Source organism: Nonomuraea sp. NPDC049714 (assembly GCF_044465295.1).
Taxonomy (GTDB): Bacteria; Actinomycetota; Actinomycetes; order Streptosporangiales; family Streptosporangiaceae; genus Nonomuraea.
Genome location: NZ_JBITLM010000001.1, coordinates 19,860 through 41,233, shown reverse-complemented (window position 1 = coordinate 41,233; position 21,374 = coordinate 19,860). Strand labels below are relative to the sequence as shown.

The following is a 21,374-nucleotide window of genomic DNA, read 5'->3' as shown; positions in this document are numbered from 1 at the left end:
TGGGCCCGAATATCAGGGCCGTTCTCCTCTGGCGTATCTCTTCTGGCGAAGCATTGAGATGGTCGCGGCATCGGAGTGTTGTGAGTATCGTACTGAGGGAGTGAAGGGGGCGCGATGGTGAGGTTGACCCGGGCGCAGCAGCAGGAACGCACCCGCGCGGCGGTGCTGGCCGCGGCGGGACAGGAGTTCGCCGAGCGTGGCTACACCGACGCGAAGGTCGACCGGATCGCGGAGCGGGCCGAGCTGACCCGTGGCGCTGTCTACTCCAACTTCCCGAGCAAGCGCGCGCTCTACCTGGCGGTCCTGGTCGACTCGATCGAGCCCGCGGGCCCGGCCGAGGGCGGCGCCCCGACCGCCGCCCCGACCGCCGCCCCGACCGGCGCCCCGACCGGCGGTCCGGCTGGCGGCGTGGCCGGTGGCGCGGACAGGCCGGCCGAGGCCGGCCTGGCCGAGGCGCTGAGCCGGTTCGCCCGCGCCCGGCTCGAACGGCTGCCGATGATCGGTGACACCTCCGCCGGCGGCAAGCTGCGCCTGCGCTCGCTGGCCGGGGTGTTCGACGACGATCCGGGCCGCACCACGCTGGCGCAGGCCGCCAAGCTGGAGGCGCTGCTGCTCGCGCTCACGCTGGAAGCAGTCGCGCCGCGTGCGGGCCGCCGGGTGCGGCTGGCCGAGCTGGTCCTCACCCTGCTGGACGGAGCCGGCCACCTCGCCGACACCGCGCCCGGCTTCGGCGACCCCTTCGACGTGGCACGCGCCTGCGAGCACCTGGCGGGCCTCGACCTCGCCGACACCTGGGATCCGCCGTACCTGCCGTTCGTCCCCTTGGCGGACGTGGTCGAGGAGCCCTGGCGGCCGCCCGCGTCGTCGCGGGATGAGATCACCGGCCGCCAGGTCGGCCTCGACGCCGACGGCGTGGTCGCGGTCCTCGGCGCGGACCGGCTGGAGGCCGCCGAGGAGGCCGTCCGTGCGGCCCGTCCGGGCGACCGGATCACCGTGGCCGTGGTCACGAGTGACCCCGCCGAGACCGGGCGGCTCATCCGGCTCAGGGTCGGCGACCTCATCGGGTGCCTGCGCGGCGTGCTCGCGCCGGACGCCTGGCAGGGCCCTCACCTCGTCCTCGATGACGGCTCCGCCATCGCCTCGGCCGCCGGACTCCCGGACGCCGACGACACCACCGAGGCCGCGGTGCGCGTCCGGGCGGGCGAGATCGTCGCCCGCGCCCGGGGCCGGGGCGCCGCCTACGCGGCGGCGACCGCGGAGGACTGAGACGGGAGACCTGTCCCCGCGCACGGGCCTCCGGCCATCCGCACCGCCAGGAGCCATGCGGTCGTAGGCCGCCTCGACCTCACATCCTTTCCAGGGCGGCCATCATGAGCAGCACGGAGAACGAGCAGCCGCCGAGAAGAAGGACCCCCGAGGCGACGAGCGCGAACCCGGCCGAGAACAGCCGCCGCACCAGCAGATAGACCACCACGACCCCCAAGAAGGCGGCCACGGGAAGATAGGGGATGAACAGGCAGGTGGCGCCCACCAGGAGAGCGCAGGCCAGAGAGACCGCCGCTCTGCCTCCACCCCGTAGATCACGACGTGTGACCACGGAGGCGACGCCCCCGGCGAATACGGCACTCGCCGCGATCATCGCGATGACGAAGTAGTCCACGAACAGCCTCCGGCTCGGCCGACTCCACAGAAGAAAGCGTTGGTCACCACATTCGATACCGCCCGGAGCCGAAAGGTTCGATCCAGCGGCCGGCGCGGCTCTGTGAGAGCGCGACCGCGTCGCGCCGGCCGACGCGCTGGTGGACCTCGACGTCATCGCGGCGACCGGCATCTACACCTACGACGGGTCGTACGTGTCGCTGAGCCGTGGCGCGGACGACCGTCGGGCGGGGTCACGCGTCGCGTGCCCGAAGCAGCAGCCCGCCGGTCAGGAGCGCCGCGGCGGCCCAGGCGGCCAGGACGCCCAGGCCGGCCCAGGGAGCGAGGGGGAGAGCGGACAGCTGGGTGGTCGCCTGGATGGACAGCCCGGCGGTCGTCGGCGAGATCTGCCACAGCAGCTCGGCGAGGTCCGGGTCGGGGATCATGAGGATGACGGCGGGGAAGAGGTAGAGCAGGCCGAGGACGACGCCGATGGCCGCCGCCGAGTCCCGTACGGCGGTGGCCACCCCCAGGCTGAGCAGGGCGACGAGCGCGAGGTAGAGGACCGAGCCGAAGGCGGCGCGCACCATCGGCCCGTCGTAGGCCGGCGGGGGGAAGCCGTTGCCGAGCAGGACGCGCGGCCCGGCGAGCGCGGACCCGAGCACGGCGACGCCGCCCGCCGCCAGCGTCAGCCCGGCCAGGAGGACGGCCTTCGCGGCCAGGACGGCCATCCGGTGCGGCATCGCCGCCAGGGTGGTGCGGATCATGCCGGTGCCGAACTCGCCGCTGATCGCCGTCACGGCCAGGACGGCGACGACCGCCTGGCCCGCCTGGATCCCGAAGAGGCTGATCCTGGCGGGATCGTGGCCGCAGCCGGCCGGGGCGCAGGACACCACGGCGGCCGCCACGACGCTCACGGTGACGGTCACCGCGACCAGCGCGAGCAGGAGCGGGCCGGTGCCCGGCAGGGTGCGGAGTTTCGTCCATTCCGCATGCAGATGCCGTCTCATGCGTCCCGCCCGCGCAACCGGACGACGGCCAGGGCGAGCGCCGACGCCGCGTAGCCGCACAGCACGGCGAATCCGGCCCACGGCGCCAGCGGGTAGAACCCGGCGATCGGCGCGTAGTGCCCGAGTACGTGGGCGTACTCCGGGATGCTCTGCTGGATCGCGAAGCCCGCGGCCGGAGTGACCCGCAGCAGCCAGTGCGCCGCGGTGTCGGGCAGCACGGAGGTGGTCGCGAGGACGTACGGGACGACGATCAGCAGCACGGCCGCGATGACCGCGCCGACGGCGCGCCGGAACAGCGTGCCGAGGGCGAGCGCGAGCACCGCGGAGACGGCGAGGAGGGCCGCCGTGCCGACGATCACCCGTGCCTCGGTGAGCGGGGACACCGGAAGGATCTGGTTGCCGTTGGCGCGCAGGATCCGGGTGCCGATCGTGAGGGTGATCGAGGTGGCGGCGAGCCCGGCGGCGAAGGTGGCCCCGGCGATCGTGACGGCCTTGGCCACCAGCATCCGGCCGCGATCGGGGACGGCGAGCAGCGTGGTGCGGATGAGCCCGCGCCGGTACTCGGCGGTGATGAACATGACCGCGACCACGATCACCACGATCAGCCCGATCAGCACCCCTGTGAGCGTGCGCTCGACGGTCTGCCCCTCGATGGACGGCGCGATGTCGCCCACCCCGGTGACGCTGAACGTGCCGCCGGACCGGCCGGCCCGGCCCGGATGGTGGAACGAGCCGTCGGGCCCCTTCGTGGCGCCGATGTCGTCATCGCGCCACGCGCCGGACGTCTCGCCCTCCAGGGTGACCCGGTCGAAGACACCGGTGGCCTCGGTGAAGCGCGACGCCGAGACGGACCCGCCGAGATCCCCTTGCGTCACCGTCAGATCGCCGGGAGAGGCGGCGAAGAGCCCGATCTCGACCGTGGCCGGGAGCCCGGTCAGCCGGGCGGTGCCGACCTCGGCCCAGCTCGCGCCGTCGGCGGACTCGTACCCGGCGAGGGTGTCGCCGGAGCGGGTCAGCCGCAGCCAGCGCGGCGAGTCCGGCGACACGCCGCCCGGACGACCGGCCACGTCGTGGGTGAAGTCGTGCTGCATCCGCGTCCCGTGTGCCCCGGTGACCAGCACCGCCGCGTACGCCGACCCCTGCTTCGTACTCTCCTTGACCATGACTCCGGCCTTCGCCCACGGTACGAGTCCCGCCACGACGTTCCGGACGCCGGGGGTGACGTCGGGCTTGCGAATCTGGCCGGACATGGAGGTCAGGCGGGCGGTGATGCTCCCGTTCCCGGCCAGTGACCGGTGCACGAAGAAGAACTTGTCGTCCACGGCTTCGCCGCCCGGCCCCACGGGAGCCGCGGGACAGGCGCTCTCGACGGGACCGGCGCCGCACGACGCGTGACTCCCCGAGGCGGACGACAGGCCGAGCAGCACGATGACCAGCGCCGCCGCGCCGATGGCGATCACCCAGCCGCGTACCGTCCTGAACTTGGTCCACTCGGCGCGCACCGTCATGGCCTCGCCCCACGGAACTCGGCGGCGTCCCTGGTGAGCTCCAGGTACGCCTCCTCCAGCGTCGCGCGCTGGGCGGCCACCTCGGAGAACGGCACCCCACCCGCGTTGAGCAGGGCCACGACGCGCTCGGCCGGCAGCCCCGAGACGACGAGCGTGTCCGCCGCGGTGACGGACACGGCGCCGCCGGCGTGGGCCAGCGCCGGCCTCGCGCGCTCCGGCGCCGTCGTGCGGAGCGTGATCCTTCCGCCGGAGGTGGCGGCGATCAGTTCGGCCACGCTCGTGTCGGCGATGACCCGGCCACGCCCGATCACCACCAGATGGTCCGCCGTGTCCTGCAGCTCGCTCATCAGGTGACTGGAGACCAGCACGGCGCGGCCCTCCGCCGCCAGCGAGCGCAGGAGACCGCGGATCCACACGACGCCCTCCGGGTCGAGCCCGTTGACCGGCTCGTCCAGCATCAGCACCGGCGGGTCGCCGAGCAGCGCCGCGGCGATCCCCAGCCGTTGCCGCATGCCGAGCGAGAAGCCGCCCGCCCTGCGGCGGGCCACCGAGGTCAGCCCGACCTGCTCGATCACCTCGTCCACCCGCCTGACGGGCAGTCGCTGGGAGTGGGCCAGCCACAGCAGGTGGTCGCGCGCGGTGCGGCTCGGCTGCAGCGCCGCGGCGTCCAGCAGCGCGCCGACGTGGCGCAGGGGCGTGCGCAGGCCGGTGTACGGCCTCCCGCCGACCAGGGCGTGCCCCTCGTCGGCGGCGTCCAGGCCGAGGATCACCCGCATGGTGGTGGACTTGCCCGCGCCGTTGGGCCCGACGAACCCGGTGACCTGCCCCGGCCGGACGGTGAAGGACATGCCGTCCAGCGCCAGGGCGGGGCCGAACCGCTTGCGCAGCCCGGACACTTCGATGGTTGCTCGCATGGGGTCGGTTGTACGCGTATGCCCCTTACGCGGGCCGAACGGAGGCTGTCACACCGCTGTTAGGTCCGGCACGGCATCCTGGACTCCTGCACTCTTGGGGGAGACCGATGCCGCGACGCCCGGCCACCGTACGGTGGCGTTTCACCGTCATGTACGCGGGCGTGATCCTCGCGTCCGCCGTCGGGCTGCTGGTCATCAGCGATCTCATCGGCCTGAGCGGGACACGGGTCAGCGAGACCGCGCCCGTCGGGAACGCCCCGGGCGGGCCCACGCTCGCCGCCGCGCAGGAGCTCATCGCCCAGCTGTCGGAGGCGCGGGAGGCCCAGTCACGCCAGACCCTGATCGGCTCGGCGGTCGCCCTCGCCGTCGTGGCCGTGCTGTCACCCGTGCTGGGCCATCTCATCGCGGGCCGGGTGCTGCTCCCGTTGCGGACGATCACCACGGCCACCCGCCGGATCTCCGCCGACAACCTGCACGAGCGGCTGGCGGTGCCGGGCCCCGCCGATGAGGTGAAGGACCTCGCCGACACCATCGACGACCTGCTCGGACGGCTGGAGGGCGCCTTCGCCGCGCAACGCCGGTTCGTCGCCGACGCCTCCCATGAACTGCGCACCCCGCTGGCCACCATGCGGGCGTCCCTGGACGTGGCCGTCGCCAAGCCCGGCCCCGTCCCCGTACAGATTCTGGACCTGGCCGACCGGTTGCGCACCGAGCTCGACCAGGTCGACCGGCTCCTGGACGGCTTCCTCACGCTCGCCCGCGCCCAGCACGGCGCCCTCGTCGACCGGCAGGAGGTCTCGCTCGGCCGCCTGGTGTCGGCGGCCCTGGACGCCAGGGCCGCCGACCTCGCCGCCAAGAACCTCACAGTGAACGGCGGCGACCCTGACGATGCCTGGACACGCGGGAGCACGACGCTGCTGTCCCGGATGGTCGGCAACGTGATCGACAACGCCATCGTGCACAACCACGAGCACGGCTGGATCAGGGTCACCGTCACCTCCGGCGCGACGCTCGTCGTGGAGACCGGCGGGCGCGTGCTCGACCAGGCGCAGGTGGCGCGGCTGGCCGAGCCGTTCCAACGGCTCGCGGCGGACCGGACCGGTTCCGACACCGGCTCCGGCCTGGGCCTGTCGATCGTCGCCGCCATCGCCACCGCCCACGGCGGCGCCCTGGACCTGCACGCCCGGCCGGAGGGCGGCCTCCGAGCCACCGTCACCCTGCCGCCTTCGGAGGTCCGGGCATGAGGGTGCTGGTGGCGGAGGACGCGCGGGCGCTGGCCGCCGTGCTGGCCGAAGGGCTGCGTGACCAGGGGATGGCCGTGGACGTGGCGCACGACGGCCTGGAGGCGGCGGCCAAGCTCGACCTCAACCCCTACGACGTGATCGTCCTCGACCGGGACCTGCCGGGCATCCACGGCGACACCCTCTGCCAGATGATCACCGAGCACGACCAGCGGGCGATGGTCCTGATGCTGACCGCCGCCGGCGCCCCCGGTGACCGGGTCAGCGGCCTGGCCCTGGGCGCCGACGACTACCTCGCCAAACCGTTCCACTTCCCCGAGCTCGTGCTGCGCGTCCGCGCGCTGGCCCGCCGCCGGCCCGCCGCCCGCGCGCGCGTCCTGCGCGCGGCCGGCGTCGAGCTCGATCCCGTACGACGCGTCGCCACCCGCGACGGCCGTCACCTGGACCTGTCGGTCAAGGAGTTCGCCCTCCTGGAAGCCCTCCTGCTCGCCACCCCCGCCTTCCTGAGCGCCGAGGACCTCCTCGAACAGGTCTGGGACGAGCACGCCGACCCGCTCACCAACACGGTCACCGTCACCATCAGCCGGCTACGCCGCAAACTCGGCGATCCCCGCGTCATCACCACCACCCCCGGCGTCGGCTACCGCATCGCCGACGCGCTCGACGGCTCCGCCTGACCGCCTCCCTTCGAAGATCCTCTTGAACAAGGCATACTGAATATGCATACTTAGTATCCATGTCCATCAGGCATGGCCTGCTCGCCCTGCTCAGCACGGGGCCGAGACACGGCTACCAGCTGCGGGTGGAGTTCGAGGCGTCGACGGGGGCGACCTGGCCGCTCAACATCGGCCAGGTCTACACGACGCTGTCCCGCATGGAGCGCGACGGCCTGGTCGAGCCGGGGGAGTCGGACGAGCAGGGCCGGGTCGTCTACACGATCACCACGGCCGGCCGGGCGGAGATGGCGCGCTGGTTCGGCACCCCCGTCGTCCAGTCCGACCGGCCGCGGGACGAGCTGGTCATCAAGCTGGCCATGGCCGTCGCCGCCAAGGAGGTGGACGTCACCGAGGTCATCCGCAAGCAGCGCACGGCGACCATGCGCGCCCTGCAGCAGCTGACCAGGGCCAAGCGAGCCGCCCCGGAGGGCGCGGCCCAGCGGCTCGTGCTGGATTCCATGATCTTCCAGGCCGAGGCCGAGCAAAGGTGGCTGGACCACTGCGAGGCCGTTCTCAAGGAGGAAAGATGACGGTCGTACGGCTGGCCGAGGTGGCCAGGGTGCATGGCGAAGGGGCGGCGGCCGTACACGCTCTGAAGGGCGTGAGCATCGAGGTGGACGCGGGAGAGCTGGTCGCGGTCATGGGCCCGTCCGGGTCCGGCAAGTCGACCCTGCTCAACCTCGCGGGCGGGCTCGACCGGCCGACGTCGGGGACGGTGCACATCGGCGAGCAGGACCTCGCCACCGTCCGCGACCTGGCGGCGCTGCGCCGCCGCGGCGTCGGCTACGTCTTCCAGGACCTCAACCTGATCACGTCGCTGACGGCGGCGGAGAACGTCATGCTGCCGCGCGAGCTCGACGGCGTGCGGTCCCGCCTGGCCCGCGAGCAGGCCATGGCCGTGCTGGCGGAGATCGACGTGGCGGATCTGGCCGACCGGTTCCCCGACGAGCTGTCCGGCGGCCAGCGCCAGCGGGTCGCGATCGCCCGCGCCCTGGTGGGCGAGCGGCGGCTGCTGCTGGCCGACGAACCGACCGGCGCGCTCGACACGCGCGCCGGCGACGAGATCCTGCGGATATTACGGGCGCGCTGCGACGCGGGCGCGGCGGTCCTGCTGGTCACCCACGAGCCGCGCTACGCCGCCTGGGCCGATCGGGTGGTGTTCCTCCGCGATGGGCTGATCACCGACTCCACGGACGCGTCGCTGGTGAGCGCCGGATGAGCGCCGTGCTCGCCGCGCTGCGCATCGCCCGCCGGAACGCGTGGCGTTCCCGGGGACGAAGCGCGCTCATCATGGTGATGATCGGCCTGCCCGTCCTGGTGATCACCACGATGCTCACCTTCGTCGAGACCGTGAACGTCACTGCCCAGGAGGGGCAGGTGGCCACGCTCGGCGCCGCGGACGCCCGCCTGGTGCGGACACGAGAGGGCACGGTGCTCCGCCAGGAGCCGAACGGGGGGAGCTGGCGCACAGGCGGCGACGAAGCGGCCGTGTCCAGGCTCGGCACCGCCGAGGTGACCGCACTGCTCGGACCGGACGCCCGGCTGATCCCCTTCAACACCGGCGTGCTCCGGCTGGGCACGGAGCGGGCCGACGCGTTGGAGACCGATCTGCGTGATCCCCTCACCAAGGGAGTGCTGACGCTGCGTGAGGGCAGGTTCCCCGCCGCACGCGAGGTCGCGGTGACACCCGCGCTCGGGCTGCGGCCCGGCGATCTCCTGCGGCCGTCCGGTGCGGCGCCGCTGACGGTGGTGGGCGTGGTCGAGCACCCGCACCGGCCGTCGCTCCGGCAGGTCGTGGGCCCGGATCTCCCGTTGGCGGAGCCGGAGGAGTTCTTCTCCCCGGGCGAGTACGGCACCGGATGGCTCGCCGACACCGCGAAGCCCGTGTCCTGGGCCGACGTGCCCACGCTGAACAGAGCCGGTCTGCACGTCACCTCCCGCGCCATGCTCACGGACCCGCCGCGCACCCCGGTTCGTGGCCCGGCCTTCGACGTCCAGAGCGTGGTCGGGCTCGGCACCATGGTGATCATGGTGGTGCTGGTGACCGTGCTGCTGGCCGGGCCCGCCTTCGCGGTCGGGCTACGGAGACGGCGCCGGGAACTGGCCGAGATCGCGGCGCAGGGCGGCTCGGCCCGGCACCTGCGGGCGATCGTGCTGGCCGACGGGCTGGTCCTCGGCGGTGCGGCCACCCTGGCGGCGATGGGGCTGGGCATCGGGGCCGGGGTGATCGGCCCCCACGTCGTGGCGCGCTGGGGAGTGGGAGCCGGAGCGCGCTGGGGTCCGGCGGTCGGCCCGGCCGACGTACCGTGGACGCCGGTGCTCTGCGTCGCGGCGCTGGGCCTGCTCACCGGGCTCGTGGCAGCGCTGGTGCCTGCGGTACAGGCGGCTCGGCAGAACACCGCGGCGGTGCTGGCCGGCCGTGCGCCCGCGGTGGCCGATCGGCGGGGATGGCCCCTGGTGGGGGTCGCCCTGGTGCTGGCCGGGCTGGGGGCGACCGTGGTGGCGCGGCGCCAGCCGGGCTCGGTGTGGGTGCTCGCCTCGGCGGTGCTGGTCCTGTTCGGGCTGGTGGCGCTGACACCATGGCTGATCGGTTACACCGGGCGGATGGCCGCGCGGTTGCGGCTCCCGCTGCGGGTGTCCGTCCGTGACGCCGTCCGCCACCGCTCCCGTACGGCGAGCGCCGTGGCGGCCGTCATGGCGGTTACGGCGACGGTCGTGGCGGTGGGCATCGGCGCCCACAGCGAGTACATGGACCGGCGGAACGCCTACACCTCGGCGCGCCCGACCGGCACGCTGGCGATCTGGGGCGGCACCATGGCCGACGCGACCTGGACCAAGCTGCGCGCCGAAACGGCCCGCCTGTTGCCGGGCGTGCCCCTGGCCGCCGGCCATCAGGTGCAGGACGCCCAGGGCCGCCGCTACGTGTTGCGGTACACGATGCGATGGAACGGGACGAAGACGCGTCGTACGGTGGCCGTCGGAGACCAGGTCCTGCTCGGGCTCCTGCAAGGGCGCCACGATCCACGGGCGGCCGCGGCGCTGGCGAGCGGCAAGGCCGTGGTGTTCGACCCGGCCGCGCTGCGGGACGGCAAGCTCACGCTGCGGGCGAGCTCCACGTCCGGCCCTCCGCGCAAGCTCGATGTGCCCGCGGTGCTGGCCACCCCCGCCGACGAGCACCAGGGCGGCGCCCTGCTGCCGCGCGCCCTGGTCGAGCGGGCCGGCTTCTCGACGGCCGAACGCCAGCTGTACGCCATGCACCGGCTGCCGGCCGACTCGACCCTGGGGCGCGATCTCGCCAAGGTGACCTCCCGCGTCACGGTCGCCGCCGAGGAGGGCTACCGCAACGTGCCCGACCCCGGCCTGTGGGGCTGGCTCGCCGGCGCACTCGTCCTCGTCGTCGGCGGCACGCTGGCCGCCACCCGCCTGGCCGCCGCCGACATGCGGCCCGAGCAGGCGACGATGACGGCCATCGGCGCCTCACCCGGGACGTCGCGGGTGGTCGTGGCCGGCCAGGCGCTCTACATCGCCGGGCTCGGCGCGCTGATGGGGCTGGTCGGGGGCACGGTGACGGGGGTGGCCCTGAGCCGGCCGATGACGACGTACGGCGCCGGAGATCCCGCCACGATCGCCATGCCGTGGCCCTTCCTGATCGCCGTGGCGGTCGGGCTGCCCGTCCTGGCGACCCTCGGAGCGCTGATCACCCGGACCGGGCAGCCCCTCACTCGCCGGCTCCTGTGACGCGCGCCGTCAGCTCGCACCCGCTGTCCGTGCACGTACGCCGCAGCCGTCCCATCGAGATCGTCTGCACGAGCCCGATCACCCAGCAGGTGGGACAGCCACGGAAGGCCAGCAGCGCGACCGGCGCCAGCAGCAGGCTGACCGGCCCCACCAGCGGGATGAGCGCGAACGAGGCGATCAGCGCGCCGAGACCGGCCGCGCCGCGCGCCAGGTGCCGGGGCACGGACGAACTGGCGAAACCGCGCTGCTCAGCCATCGTCGCCGTCCCCGACGGGCTCGGACAGCCGGCGGTGGACCACCGCGCGGGCGCGATGCAGCCGCGACTTCATCGCCGGCATGCTCAACCCCAGCGTGCTCGCCACCATCCGGCCGCTCAAGCCCTGCACGTCGCGCATGACGAGCACCCGCCGCTGGTCGGCGGGGAGCGCCGCGATCGCCGCCGCCACCCGCGCGCCCTCCAGCCGCCGGAACATCTCGTCCTCGGCCGACGGCACGAGGCTCTCTCCGGCGGGCGGGACGGGCCGTAACGCGAGCCGGGCCCGCCGGACGCACTCGTTGCGGATGACGCGGAACATCCACGAGGCCAGCGCACCGGTCGCCCGCAACGTGCCGATCTTGCGGTAGAGGACGATCAGCGCCTCCTGGGCCGCGTCCTCGGCGTCCTCCGGCGTGGCGCACAGCGTACGGGCGAACCGCCGCACGTGCGGGTGCGCGTTCGTCACCAGCGCCGCGAGCGACTCGGCGTCGCCCTCGCGCGCGGCGGCGACCAGCCGCTCGTCGGACCAGGTCGGGTCAGCCACGTCCACGCCCCCTCCTGCGCAGCACCACGACGCTACAGGTGCCGATGAGCAGGGCGGCGACCGCGGCGGCGATCCACAGGGTCATGACGAACCTCCATCATCTCGTGGCCCGGCGAGGTCGCCGGACACGTATGAGAGGCGCGCGGGCCACGAAAGGATTCACCTCCGTCAGGTCATCCTGGCGTACGATCATCGGCATATGGCGCTATCATCGCCACATGACGATTATTGGGGAAGGCGGGCGGTGCGTCAGCGCCGACATCGCCGCGGGCCTGCCGCCCGCGGCGGCGCTGTTCCACTCGCTGGCCGATGAGACCCGGCTGCGCATCGTGCGGCGCCTGGCGCGCGGTGAGGCGCGGGTGGTCGACCTGACCGGCGAGCTCGGGCTGGCCCAGTCCACGGTGTCCAAGCACCTGGCCTGCCTGCGCGACTGCGGGCTGATCGACTACCGCGCCGAGGGCCGCCAGTCGTTCTACGCGCTCACCCGCCCGGAACTGATGGATCTCCTCGCGTCGGCCGAGCAGCTGCTGGCCGCCACCGGCCACGCGGTCGCGCTGTGTCCCGAGGCGGAGGTGGGCAGGTGAGCGGTGCGGGGCTGCCCACCGTGACCGGGCCCGCCGCGCACCGCGCGGTCGGCTACGCCCGCTTCACCATCGGCTACAACCTCGTCGAGGGCGTCATCGCCGTCGCCGCCGGCATCGGCGCCTCGGCCGTCTCGCTCATCGGGTTCGGCATCGATTCGGGCATCGAGGTGGCCGCCGCCGCGGTGGTGCTGACCCGGCTGCGCGCCGAGATCCGCGGCGGCGAGCCTGACCCGGCCAAGGAACGGCGGGCCCTGAAGTTCATCGCGATCACCTTCTTCGCGCTGGCCGTGTACGTCGTCGTCGAAGGCGTACGCGACCTGATCGGCGGCGAGGCTCCCGACACCTCGATCGCCGGCATCGCGCTGACCGGCGTCTCCATCGTGGTCATGCCGGCCCTGGCCCACCTCAAGCGCAAGGCCGGCCGGGAGATGAACTCCCGCCTGGTGATCGCCGACGCCGCCGAGACCAAGCTGTGCGCCTGGCTGAGCGTGTCCACCTTCGCCGGGCTGCTCGCCTACGCCGCCTTCGGCTGGACCTGGATCGACGCGGTCGCCGGATTCGTCATCGCCGCCTTCGCCGTCATGGAGGGCCGCGAGGCCTGGGAGGGTGAGCTCGTCTGCGACGACTGACCGCCCCCACCGATGCGGTCGCCTCCGGTCAGATCCGGTCGCTGAGGGTGCTCAGCAGGCGTCCGAACCCCTGGGTGGCCAGGCGCGGCGGTGCGGCGCCGTTCATGCGCATGACGTACTCGCTCTGCATCAACGTCCTCGGTCCGGACACCGCGAGGCTGCGGGAGGCGATCGTGGAGGCCAGCGCCGCCCGCCGTCTCCGCCTGGCCGAGTAGACGCCGACGACCGCGGCCGGGTCGGGTACGGAGTCCAGGCAGTCGACGAGCGTGGCCACGTCCTCGAGTGCCTGGTTCGTGCCCTGTGCCATGACGGGCGGCATCCCGTGCGCCGCGTCCCCGAGCAGCACGCACCGCCCGGCGCCCCAGCGGCACGGCACCTTGTGCCGGATGTGCGGGAACAGCTGGGCGTCGCCGTCCCCGAGCGACGCCAGAACCCGCTCGACCGGCGCGGCCCATCCCGCGAACCGCCGGCGCAGCATCTCCAGCGGCTTGTCCACCGGCGGCGCGCCCGGCGACCACGGCACGTCGAAGAACCACTGCATGAGCCCGTCACCCGCGCCCATGTACCCGAAGTCGCCCCGCCGGCCGATCATCAACGTCGTGACCGGCCCCGGATCGAAGGGGGCGGGCGTGAGTCCCTGCCAGATCGCCGCACCCAGCACGGCCGCCCGGCCATCGCCCAGGACGAGGGCGCGGACCTGCGAGTGCACGCCGTCGGCCCCGACCAGGAAGTCGCCGTCGTACTCCTGACCTGACCGCGTCCGCACGCGCACGCCGTCACCGTCGGCCCGCAGCGCCGCGACGTGGGCGCCGAAATGAACGGTGCCCTCCGGCAGGCCGCCCTCCAGGAGGGTGATCAGCGACCCGCGCGGGATCACCCGTGCCTCGGAGCCGAACCGATCCGCCAGCGCCTCCAGATCGAACTCCAGCACCTGATGCCCGGCGGCCGTCCGCAGGCGCAACGTCGTCAGCCGCTGTCCCACCCCCGCCAGGCTTACGCCCAGGTCGCCGAGGATCGCCGTGCCGTTGCACCACAGGGTGACGGCCCCGCCGCCGAGGCGCGGCGCGGCCGCCTGCTCCAGCACCACCACCTCGTGCCCGGCGTCGGTCAGTCCCCGCGCCGCGGCCAGCCCGCTGATCCCCGCGCCCACCACGATCACCCGCACCGGCGAGCCCCCAAAGCTCTACAAGAAGTAGTACTACTCTTTATAGAGCATCAAGGTCGCCGCCGCCAGAGATCAGCGGCCGGTCGTACGGCCACTCGACCGCCGGAGCGTCGCGCGGGGGATCGGCGCCGGGGCGCGCGATGATGCTCGGGAGCCGACGTGACGGGAGCCAGGTATGCGTATCGGTGTCGTCTTCCCGCAGAACGAGATCGGCGCGGACGCGGGTGCGGTGCGCGCCTACGGCCAGGCCGTCGAGGAGCTGGGTTTCCGGCACGTGCTGGCCTTCGACCACGTGGTCGGCGCCGACCCGGCGGTCCACCAGGGCTGGCAGGGGCCCTATGACGTGCGCAGCACCTTCCATGAGCCCATGGTCCTGTTCGGGTACCTCGCCGCGCTGACCTCACTGGAGCTCGTCACCGGCGTCATCGTCCTGCCCCAGCGGCAGACGGTGCTGGTGGCCAAGCAGGCGGTCACGTTCGGCGGCGCCTTCCACCGGGTGACGGGAGCGGGCTTGGCGCCGCTGCCGGTGCGGCGGCCCATCCCCGTCTGGTTCGGCGGGCAGTCACCCCCGGCCTACCGCCGTGCCGGACGCCTGGCCGACGGGTGGTTCCCGCAGCTGTCCCTGGGGCCCGAGCTGGACGAGGCCAGGGCGATGGTCGAGGAGGCCGCCACGCAGGCCGGGCGTGACCCGGCCACCCTCGGCATGGAAGGCCGGGCCAGCTGGACGGGCGACGCCGGGGAGCTGACCGAGGCGGCGGACGCGCTCGGCCTGCGCGCCGGCTAGGCCGGTCAGCTCGAGACCACGTCGGAGGCGGCCAGGACGCGCAGGTGCTCCAGGGCGTCGCGGGGCGTGTCGGCGAGCGGCTGGATGCAGACGTGGTCCGCGCCGGCGTCGAGGTGGGCGCGCACCCGCTCGATGATCTTCTCCGGCTCGCCCCAGGCCACGATGGCGTCCACCAGCGCGTCGCTGCCGCCGCCGGCGAAGTCCTCGTCACTCCAGCCCAGGTCGCGCAGGTTGTTCACGTAGTTCGGCAGAGCCAGGTAGAGCGACATGAAACGGCGGGCGGTCCGCCGCGCCCGCTCCGGATCGGTGTCGACCACCACCGTCTGCTCCGGCGCCAGGATCGGATCCGGGCCGAGGACGGCACGAGCGCGCGCGGTGTGCTCGACGGGCACGAAGTACGGATGCGCTCCTTGGGCGCGCTGCGCCGACAGTTCCAGCATCTTGGTACGGAGCGCCGCCAGCAGTCGTGGCGCCGGCTCCGGCAGCGGGCCGCCGTACTTCGCCCCGTCCATGGCGTCCAGGTAGGTGCTCATCGCCGACACCGGCCGGCGGTAGTCATGGCCGCGCGCCGACACGGCGGGGGCGTGGCTCACGCCCAGACCGAGCACGAACCTGCCGTCGAACGCTTCCGCCAGGGCGTTCGCGCCGTTGGAGGCGGCGATGGCGTCGCGGGCCCAGATGCTGGCGATCCCGGTGGCGACCATCATGCGCTGCGTCGCGCCCAGCAGGAGCGCCGAATGGACCAGCGCCTCCTTGCCCTGCGGGCTCTCGCCGACCCACAGCGTCCCGTAGCCCAGCCGCTCCACTTCGGCGGCCGCCTCGCGCTCGAATGACGCCGATTCGCCGCCCAGGGTGCTGTTCCAGACCCCTACTCGTCCCATGCGCCGCTTGAGCGCCGCCACATCGGTCATCGCAGCCCACCGCCTCCGTCGTCACCTGTGTCACACCACGATATGCAGCCCCGCCCCGAGGTACGGGTCACGACTTGCCGTGTTCGCCCACCGGGTCGGGAACGCGGTCGGCGCGCCGGGCGCGGCCGATCTCGATAGATTCGGCACCAAGGATGTCGACGGGACTCACTGCGGATGGGGGCGGACGAATGCGGCCGTACGGATGGATGCTCATGCTGGCCGCGGGGGTTCTCGTCGTGGACCAGTCGTCCAAGTTCTGGGCGATCTCCGCGCTCTCGAACGGTGAGCGCATCGCGGTGATCCCCGAGCTGGTCCAGTTGCGGCTGTTGCTCAACCCCGGCGCCGCCTTCTCGATCGGCGCGGGGGCGACGTGGGTGTTCACCATCGTCGCGGCCGTCGCGGTCGGCGCGATCCTGTACGTCGGGCGGCGGCTGCGCTCCACCGCCTGGACCGTCGTGCTGGGCGCGCTGCTGGGCGGCGCCTTCTCACATCTGCTCGACCGCCTCTTCCGCGCGCCGGGCTTCGCCCAGGGGCATGTGGTGGACTTCATCGACTACGGCGGCCTGTTCGTCGGCAACGTCGCCGACATCGCGCTCACCTTGAGCTGCGTCCTGCTCATGGTGCTCACCCTGCGCGACATCCCCCTCGGGGACGCCACCGACAAGGGGCGTACGTCCGCCTAGGCAGAGCCGCTCGGCCAGGCGAGCCCCGGCACGTGTCGTTCACGCCGGCCTTGCCGGGTTGTTCCTGAGGGCGTGGTCGAGGGTGTCCAGGGCCCAGGCCCAGGAGGCGTCGGCGTCGCGCGGGGTGTGGCGGAAGCCGCCCGCCATCTCCAGGCTCACGAACCCGTGGAACGTGCTGCCCAGGAAGCGCACCGCGTCGGTCTGGTCGGGCTCCGGCAGGTCGTAGCCGCGCAGCAGCGCCCGCATCATCTCCGTGTGCCGGGGCCCCGCGCTGCCGGCCGCGGTCTCCGCGTCGAGCTCGAACCGGGACGCGGTGTAGCGGCCCGGATGCTTCTTGGCGTACTCGCGGTAGGTGTCGGCGAGCGCCACCAGCGCGTCCTTGCCCGCGCGCCCGGCCAGCGCGGCGGCGGCCTTGTCGGCCATCTCCTCCAGGGCCAGCAGCGCCACCCGCACCTTCAGCTCTCGCGCGTTCGCGATGTGCGCGTACAGGCTCGGGTCCTTGATGCCGAGCCTGCGCGCGACCGCCGAGCCGGTCACCTGGTCGAAGCCGATCTCGTCGGCCAGCTCCGCAGCCGTCCGGGTGAGGCGTTCGGCGGTGATGCCCGCACGTGCCATGGATCCTCCTGACTAACCAAATTAATTATTTGTCTAATTGTATTAGGGAAGCTAGCCTCGCCGTACATGAGACCCATCACTGAAAGCAGCATCCGAGGGTCGTTCGTCAACTGCTCCAAGGGAGAGGCCAAGCGCCTGGGCGTGCCCAGGGACCTCGACGAGCAGCCCTGGGACGACCTCGACTTCCTGGGCTGGCGCGATCCCGGCGCCCCCGAGCGCGGCTATCTGATCGCCGAGCGCGACGACGGCGGCCTCGTCGGGATCGCGCTGCGGGCCGCCCCCGGCGCCGCGCGAGGGTTCACCGCGCGCAGCATGTGCTCCCTCTGCCTGACCACCCACACCAGCGGAGGCGTGGCGCTGATGACCGCCCGCCGCACCGGCGAGGCCGGCCGCCTGGGCAACACGGTCGGGCAGTATCTGTGCACCGACCTGGCCTGTTCCCTCTACATCCGGGGCCGGAAACAGCCGGTCATGGGAGCCGATTTCGAGGAGACCCTCTCCGTGGACGAAAGGGCCGCCCGCGCGCGGGCCAATGTGACCGCCTTCATCGGCAAAGTGCTCGAGTGAAAGCGTGATCTGGTCACTCATCCATTACGCTGAGTGACGCCGGTTCGTCCGTACATCGAAAGGCTCGACGATGGCGTGTCACTCCGGAACCAAGATCGAGCCCGGCGACCCCCGCTACGAGCCGCTCCGCCGCGGGTTCAACTCCCGCTGGCTGGGCGCTCGGCCCGACTACATCCGCCTCCCGCGCAGCCGCGACGAGGTCAGGCAGGCGTTGCAGGAGGCGGTCGGCGAACCCGCGGCCCCGGAGAGGTCACGCATCACGGTCCGCTCCGGCGGTCACTGCTATGAGGACTTCGTCTGCTCTCCCGACGTGCGCGTGATCATCGACATGTCGCTGATGGACGGCGTCTACGCAGACGACGCCATGGACGCCGTCTGCATGGAGGCCGGCGCCACCATCGGCCACCTCTACAAGAAGCTGTACCAGGCCACCGGCCAGGCGCTGCCCGGCGGCTCGTGCCCCACGGTCGGGCTCGGCGGGCACGTGGCCGGTGGCGGTTTCGGCCTGCTGTCGCGGCAGTACGGACTCACCGTCGACTATCTGCACGCGGTGGAGGTCGCCGTCGTCGACGAGGCCGGCGGGGTGGAGCTGGTCACCGCCACCAGGGACGACGTCGATCCCGACCTCAAGGACCTGTGGTGGGCGCACACGGGCGGCGGCGGAGGCAACTTCGGCATCGTCACCCGGATGTGGTTCCGCGACCTGCCTCAGGCGCCCAGGAGCGTCCTGCTCGCCAGCGGCGGCTGGAAATGGGCGGAGGTCGACGAGGACCGGTTCCGGCGCATCGTCGGCAACTTCGGCGCCTTCTTCGACCGGCACCGGGGCGGCCCCGGCGACGCGTACGCCGACCTGTTCGCCATCCTCCTGCTGACCCACGCGAGCCGGCCCGAGATCGGGCTGATCGCCCAGATCGACGCCGACGTTCCCAACGCTCGCGACCTGATCGTCGCCTTCGAACGGGAGATCAACCGGGGTGTCGAACGCGAGCTGCACCCGCTGACCGAGGCGTTCGGCGAGCATGCGGCCTTCGCCGTCAGCGAGGCGTCCGGCGAGCCGGCGGGCCTGTTCGCCGGCGAGCGCCGGGAGCTTCCGGCGCTGCCCTGGAAGGTGATCAGCAGGGTCATGGGCGCCCCGAAACCCAACGACAAATGCGGCAAGTACAAGTCGGCCTACATGCGCAGGCCGCTGCCCCCGGAGCAGGTCACCGCACTGTGGCGGGGGCTGACCGAGGACAGGGAGACGCCCCGCGAGGCGGTGGTGCAGATCGACTCCTACGGCTCCGCCGTCAACCGGGTGCGGCCGGAGGAGACCGCCATGGCGCAGCGCGACTCCATCATGAAGCTGCAGCACCAGATCTACTGGCCGCAGGACCAGGACGGCACCGACCACCTGCGATGGATCCGCACCCTCTACCGGGACATGTACCCCGGCGGAGTCCCCGTCCCCGGCGAGACCACCGACGGGTGCTACATCAACTATCCGGACCTCGACCTGAGCGACCCCGCCTGGAACACCTCCGGAGTTCCCTGGTCCACCCTCTACTACGGCGGAAACTACCCCCGGTTGCAGCGCACCAAGCGGCGCTGGGACCCCCGTGACGTCTTCCGCCACGGCCAGTCCATCGAGCCCTGACGGCTTCGGGCGTCCACGCCGGTCGCGTGGTCCCGCGTACGGCATCCGTCCGTCACACGGTCACCGGCAGGGGCCGTATGTCGCGTGCCCGGATGAGCAGTAAGGAGATCACCACGCCGGCCAGCCCGGCGGCCGCCGCCACCAGGCAGGTGGCGGACAGGGCGCCGGTGAAGGCGGTCCGGGCCGCCTCCAGGTCGGGCCCGCTCACCAGGTCGAACCGGCCGCCGGCCACCAGGGCGGCCTGCCCGGGAAGCGCGGCGTCGATCCGCGCGGTGAAGATCGCCCCGAAGGCGGCGACGCCGGTGGCCGTGCCGAGGGGGAAGAAGGTGTTGGACAGGCCGGACGCCATCCCGGCCCGCTCGCGCGGCACGACGTCGAGCGTGACCCCCAGCAGCGGCGGAAAGGCCAGCGCCCCGCCGATGCCGAGCAGCACGAGGCCGGGGAACGCGACGGCCCAGTCACTGTCCGGCCCCACCCTGGCCATCAGCGCGAACGCGACGGCGATCAGCGCGAAGCCCCCGGCCAGCAGCCGGGAGGCGGGGATCTTCTGCCCCAGCCGCCCGGCCAGCGGGGCGACGATCAGGATGGGCAGCGTCATGGCCAGCAGGCGCAGCCCCGTCTCCAGCGGCGAGTGGCCGAGCATGCCCTGCAACCAGAGGATCAGGTACGGCAGGATGCCGAAGCTGCAGATCCTGGCCAGGAACGTGAGCAGCACCGCGCCGGTGAACGACGGCACGCGGAACAGCCGTACATCCAGCACAGCGTACGGGCGGCGCGTCTGGATCACGGTGAACACGCCGAGCAGCACCAGTCCGGCTGCCAGCGCGGCGAGCACGCCGGACGCGCCCCAGCCCTGGTCGGGGCCGGCGATCAGCGCGTAGTTGAGCGCGAACAGCATGGCGACGGCCAGCAGCGCGCCGAGGACGTCGAGCCGGCCCGCGGCTGCGGTCCTGGCCGGCTCGCGCAGCCGGAGCAGCGCACCGGCCAGCACGAGCAGGCCCACGGGCACGTTGACCCAGAAGATCCAGCGCCAGCCGAGCGTGTCCACCAGCAGGCCGCCGAAGAGCGGCCCGAGCCCGGCGGCGGCGCCGCCCGCGGCGGAGAACGCGCCGATCGCGCTCTGCCGGGCCCGGCCGGCCGGGTAGGCGCCGGCGATGAGCGCCATCGCGGTGCCCATGATCATCGCCCCGCCCACGCCCTGCGCGATGCGGAAGGCCACCAGGGCGCCCACGCTCCAGGCCGCCCCGCAGGCCGCCGAGGCGGCGGTGAACAGGACGACCCCGGCGGTGAAGATGGCCCGGCGGCCGACGCGGTCGGAGACCGATCCCGAGATGAGCAGCAGGGCGGCGAACGCGAGCGTGTAGCCGTTGATGGCCCACTGCAGGCCGTCCAGCCGGGCCGACAACTCACCGGCGATCTCGGGGAGGGCGACGTTGACGATCGTGATGTCCAGGGTGAGCAGAACCGCCGCCAGGCAGACGACGGCCAGGGTCCACCCGGCCTTCGGGGGCTGAGTCATGCGTACAAAGTACACAGAAATTAGGTAAACCTAAATAGGAAGTCCGGCGGGGGTGTGATCAGCGGGCCGCGAGCGCGTACACGAGGGCCCGGAGTCCGCTCAGGAAGGCGGCCTCATGGTCGAAGGCGCCGACGGCCCGGCGGGCGCGCGCCGGATCCTCGACGGACGAGGCCAGCAGGTCCTGGCGGGCGGCACGCCGCTCGGGGGTGGTGCCGGGCAGGTAGGACAGATGACCGAGGACGTACCACCACAGCTGGGCGTACGCGTCGGTCGCCTCCTGATCGTCCAGGCCGAGCTCGGCGAAGCGATCCAGCGTCCACACGAACAGCGCGGCGGCGCGCGGCGCGAACAGCTCGCCCTGCCGCAGGATCTCCACGACCCACACGTGCCGGGCGAGGTAGGCGTCCACCGCGGCGAACGCGGTCACGAGCCGCTCCTGCGGAGACCCCTCGCCGTCCGGCAGCGGCGGCAGGCCCTCGGCCACGTCGTCCAGGAGGGCGAGCACGAGCTCCTGCTTGTCCTTGACGTGCCGGTAGATCGCCATGGGGGCGGCACCCAGCTCGGCGGCCACCCGCCGGATGGTCAGCCCGCCGACGCCCTCCGCCTCGGCCACCCGCCGCCCGGCCGCCACGACGATCGCGCGGGTGAGGAACTGGCGACGTCCGCTGGAACTCGCACGGGTGACCATCTCCTCAACTTTACCGGCGGGCATCGAGGGC

The 21,374-nt window shown here is 73.0% G+C and carries 23 protein-coding genes; 12 read left to right on the top strand and 11 right to left on the bottom strand.

Going from position 1 to position 21,374, the window contains the following annotated elements; genetic code table 11:
* Positions 1-114: 114 nt before the first annotated feature.
* On the top strand, positions 115-1,266 hold the full coding sequence (locus ACIBQX_RS00220) for a TetR family transcriptional regulator (protein ID WP_396999148.1): 1,152 nt from the start codon (positions 115-117) through the stop codon (positions 1,264-1,266).
* 79 nt (positions 1,267-1,345) lie between these two features.
* Here the strand turns inward: ACIBQX_RS00220 and ACIBQX_RS00215 are convergent, their stop codons facing one another.
* From ACIBQX_RS00215 to ACIBQX_RS00200, 4 genes are all read right to left on the bottom strand, one after another.
* On the bottom strand, positions 1,346-1,660 hold the full coding sequence (locus ACIBQX_RS00215) for a hypothetical protein (RefSeq protein ID WP_396999147.1): 315 nt from the start codon (positions 1,658-1,660) through the stop codon (positions 1,346-1,348).
* A gap of 232 nt (positions 1,661-1,892) precedes the next feature.
* Positions 1,893-2,648 (bottom strand): ABC transporter permease, encoded by a 756-nt coding sequence (locus ACIBQX_RS00210; RefSeq protein ID WP_396999146.1) that lies wholly within the window; start codon positions 2,646-2,648, stop codon positions 1,893-1,895.
* On the bottom strand, positions 2,645-4,156 hold the full coding sequence (locus ACIBQX_RS00205; RefSeq protein WP_396999145.1) for a hypothetical protein: 1,512 nt from the start codon (positions 4,154-4,156) through the stop codon (positions 2,645-2,647). Before ACIBQX_RS00205 ends, ACIBQX_RS00210 begins: the two co-directional genes overlap by 4 nt.
* Positions 4,153-5,070, bottom strand: coding sequence for an ATP-binding cassette domain-containing protein (locus ACIBQX_RS00200; RefSeq protein WP_396999144.1), 918 nt, complete (start codon positions 5,068-5,070; stop codon positions 4,153-4,155). Before ACIBQX_RS00200 ends, ACIBQX_RS00205 begins: the two co-directional genes overlap by 4 nt.
* Positions 5,071-5,177: 107 nt before the next feature.
* Between ACIBQX_RS00200 and ACIBQX_RS00195 the strand changes: the two genes are divergently transcribed.
* Genes ACIBQX_RS00195 through ACIBQX_RS00175 form a run of 5 tightly spaced genes read left to right on the top strand, consistent with a single transcriptional unit; the run spans position 5,178 to position 10,765 of the window.
* On the top strand, positions 5,178-6,314 hold the full coding sequence (locus ACIBQX_RS00195; protein WP_396999143.1) for a sensor histidine kinase: 1,137 nt from the start codon (positions 5,178-5,180) through the stop codon (positions 6,312-6,314).
* Entirely contained in the window at positions 6,311-6,988 is a 678-nt protein-coding gene (locus ACIBQX_RS00190) for a response regulator transcription factor (protein WP_396999142.1), read from the top strand. The genes ACIBQX_RS00195 and ACIBQX_RS00190 overlap by 4 nt, the downstream gene beginning before the upstream one ends.
* 59 nt (positions 6,989-7,047) lie before the next feature.
* Positions 7,048-7,557: a PadR family transcriptional regulator gene (locus tag ACIBQX_RS00185; protein WP_396999141.1), complete on the top strand. Its 510-nt coding sequence runs from the start codon at positions 7,048-7,050 to the stop codon at positions 7,555-7,557.
* Positions 7,554-8,246: an ABC transporter ATP-binding protein gene (locus tag ACIBQX_RS00180; protein WP_396999140.1), complete on the top strand. Its 693-nt coding sequence runs from the start codon at positions 7,554-7,556 to the stop codon at positions 8,244-8,246. Before ACIBQX_RS00185 ends, ACIBQX_RS00180 begins: the two co-directional genes overlap by 4 nt.
* Positions 8,243-10,765 carry an FtsX-like permease family protein gene (locus tag ACIBQX_RS00175; protein ID WP_396999139.1) on the top strand — a complete coding sequence of 841 codons (2,523 nt, stop codon included), beginning with the start codon at positions 8,243-8,245 and terminating at the stop codon, positions 10,763-10,765. The genes ACIBQX_RS00180 and ACIBQX_RS00175 overlap by 4 nt, the downstream gene beginning before the upstream one ends.
* Here the strand turns inward: ACIBQX_RS00175 and ACIBQX_RS00170 are convergent.
* Positions 10,746-11,021 carry a hypothetical protein gene (locus ACIBQX_RS00170; protein ID WP_396999138.1) on the bottom strand — a complete coding sequence of 92 codons (276 nt, stop codon included), beginning with the start codon at positions 11,019-11,021 and terminating at the stop codon, positions 10,746-10,748. The two genes, ACIBQX_RS00175 and ACIBQX_RS00170, sit on opposite strands and share 20 nt — an antisense overlap.
* Positions 11,014-11,571: an RNA polymerase sigma factor gene (locus tag ACIBQX_RS00165; RefSeq protein ID WP_396999137.1), complete on the bottom strand. Its 558-nt coding sequence runs from the start codon at positions 11,569-11,571 to the stop codon at positions 11,014-11,016. The genes ACIBQX_RS00170 and ACIBQX_RS00165 overlap by 8 nt, the downstream gene beginning before the upstream one ends.
* Positions 11,572-11,783: 212 nt before the next feature.
* Here ACIBQX_RS00165 and ACIBQX_RS00160 point away from each other — a divergent pair, with 212 nt between their 5' ends.
* Together ACIBQX_RS00160 and ACIBQX_RS00155 are read left to right on the top strand one after the other, a co-directional pair.
* Positions 11,784-12,149 carry an ArsR/SmtB family transcription factor gene (locus tag ACIBQX_RS00160; RefSeq protein WP_396999136.1) on the top strand — a complete coding sequence of 122 codons (366 nt, stop codon included), beginning with the start codon at positions 11,784-11,786 and terminating at the stop codon, positions 12,147-12,149.
* The gene (locus ACIBQX_RS00155) at positions 12,146-12,778 is read left to right on the top strand and encodes a cation transporter (RefSeq protein ID WP_396999135.1); all 633 of its coding nucleotides are present in this window, start codon (positions 12,146-12,148) and stop codon (positions 12,776-12,778) included. The genes ACIBQX_RS00160 and ACIBQX_RS00155 overlap by 4 nt, the downstream gene beginning before the upstream one ends.
* Positions 12,779-12,806: 28 nt before the next feature.
* Here the strand turns inward: ACIBQX_RS00155 and ACIBQX_RS00150 are convergent, their stop codons facing one another.
* Positions 12,807-13,943 carry an FAD-dependent oxidoreductase gene (locus ACIBQX_RS00150; RefSeq protein ID WP_396999134.1) on the bottom strand — a complete coding sequence of 379 codons (1,137 nt, stop codon included), beginning with the start codon at positions 13,941-13,943 and terminating at the stop codon, positions 12,807-12,809.
* A gap of 175 nt (positions 13,944-14,118) precedes the next feature.
* Between ACIBQX_RS00150 and ACIBQX_RS00145 the strand changes: the two genes are divergently transcribed.
* Positions 14,119-14,727: an LLM class flavin-dependent oxidoreductase gene (locus ACIBQX_RS00145; RefSeq protein WP_396999133.1), complete on the top strand. Its 609-nt coding sequence runs from the start codon at positions 14,119-14,121 to the stop codon at positions 14,725-14,727.
* Positions 14,728-14,732: 5 nt separating this feature from the next.
* Here ACIBQX_RS00145 and ACIBQX_RS00140 read toward each other — a convergent pair whose 3' ends face one another.
* Entirely contained in the window at positions 14,733-15,638 is a 906-nt protein-coding gene (locus ACIBQX_RS00140) for an LLM class F420-dependent oxidoreductase (RefSeq protein WP_396999132.1), read from the bottom strand.
* A 188-nt stretch (positions 15,639-15,826) separates the two neighbouring features.
* Here ACIBQX_RS00140 and ACIBQX_RS00135 point away from each other — a divergent pair, with 188 nt between their 5' ends.
* Positions 15,827-16,321, top strand: coding sequence for a signal peptidase II (locus tag ACIBQX_RS00135; protein ID WP_396999131.1), 495 nt, complete (start codon positions 15,827-15,829; stop codon positions 16,319-16,321).
* A 39-nt stretch (positions 16,322-16,360) separates the two neighbouring features.
* Here ACIBQX_RS00135 and ACIBQX_RS00130 read toward each other — a convergent pair whose 3' ends face one another.
* Positions 16,361-16,936, bottom strand: coding sequence for a TetR/AcrR family transcriptional regulator (locus tag ACIBQX_RS00130; protein ID WP_396999130.1), 576 nt, complete (start codon positions 16,934-16,936; stop codon positions 16,361-16,363).
* Positions 16,937-17,002: 66 nt separating this feature from the next.
* On the opposite strand from ACIBQX_RS00130, the gene ACIBQX_RS00125 reads away from it, so the two are divergent.
* Together ACIBQX_RS00125 and ACIBQX_RS00120 are read left to right on the top strand one after the other, a co-directional pair.
* Entirely contained in the window at positions 17,003-17,503 is a 501-nt protein-coding gene (locus ACIBQX_RS00125; RefSeq protein WP_396999129.1) for an FBP domain-containing protein, read from the top strand.
* 70 nt (positions 17,504-17,573) lie between these two features.
* Entirely contained in the window at positions 17,574-19,136 is a 1,563-nt protein-coding gene (locus tag ACIBQX_RS00120; protein WP_396999128.1) for an FAD-binding oxidoreductase, read from the top strand.
* Between the two features lie 52 nt (positions 19,137-19,188).
* On the opposite strand, the gene ACIBQX_RS00115 is transcribed toward ACIBQX_RS00120, so the two are convergent.
* Entirely contained in the window at positions 19,189-20,655 is a 1,467-nt protein-coding gene (locus ACIBQX_RS00115; protein ID WP_396999127.1) for an MFS transporter, read from the bottom strand.
* A gap of 58 nt (positions 20,656-20,713) precedes the next feature.
* Positions 20,714-21,343 carry a TetR/AcrR family transcriptional regulator gene (locus ACIBQX_RS00110; protein WP_396999126.1) on the bottom strand — a complete coding sequence of 210 codons (630 nt, stop codon included), beginning with the start codon at positions 21,341-21,343 and terminating at the stop codon, positions 20,714-20,716.
* Positions 21,344-21,374: the final 31 nt, after the last annotated feature.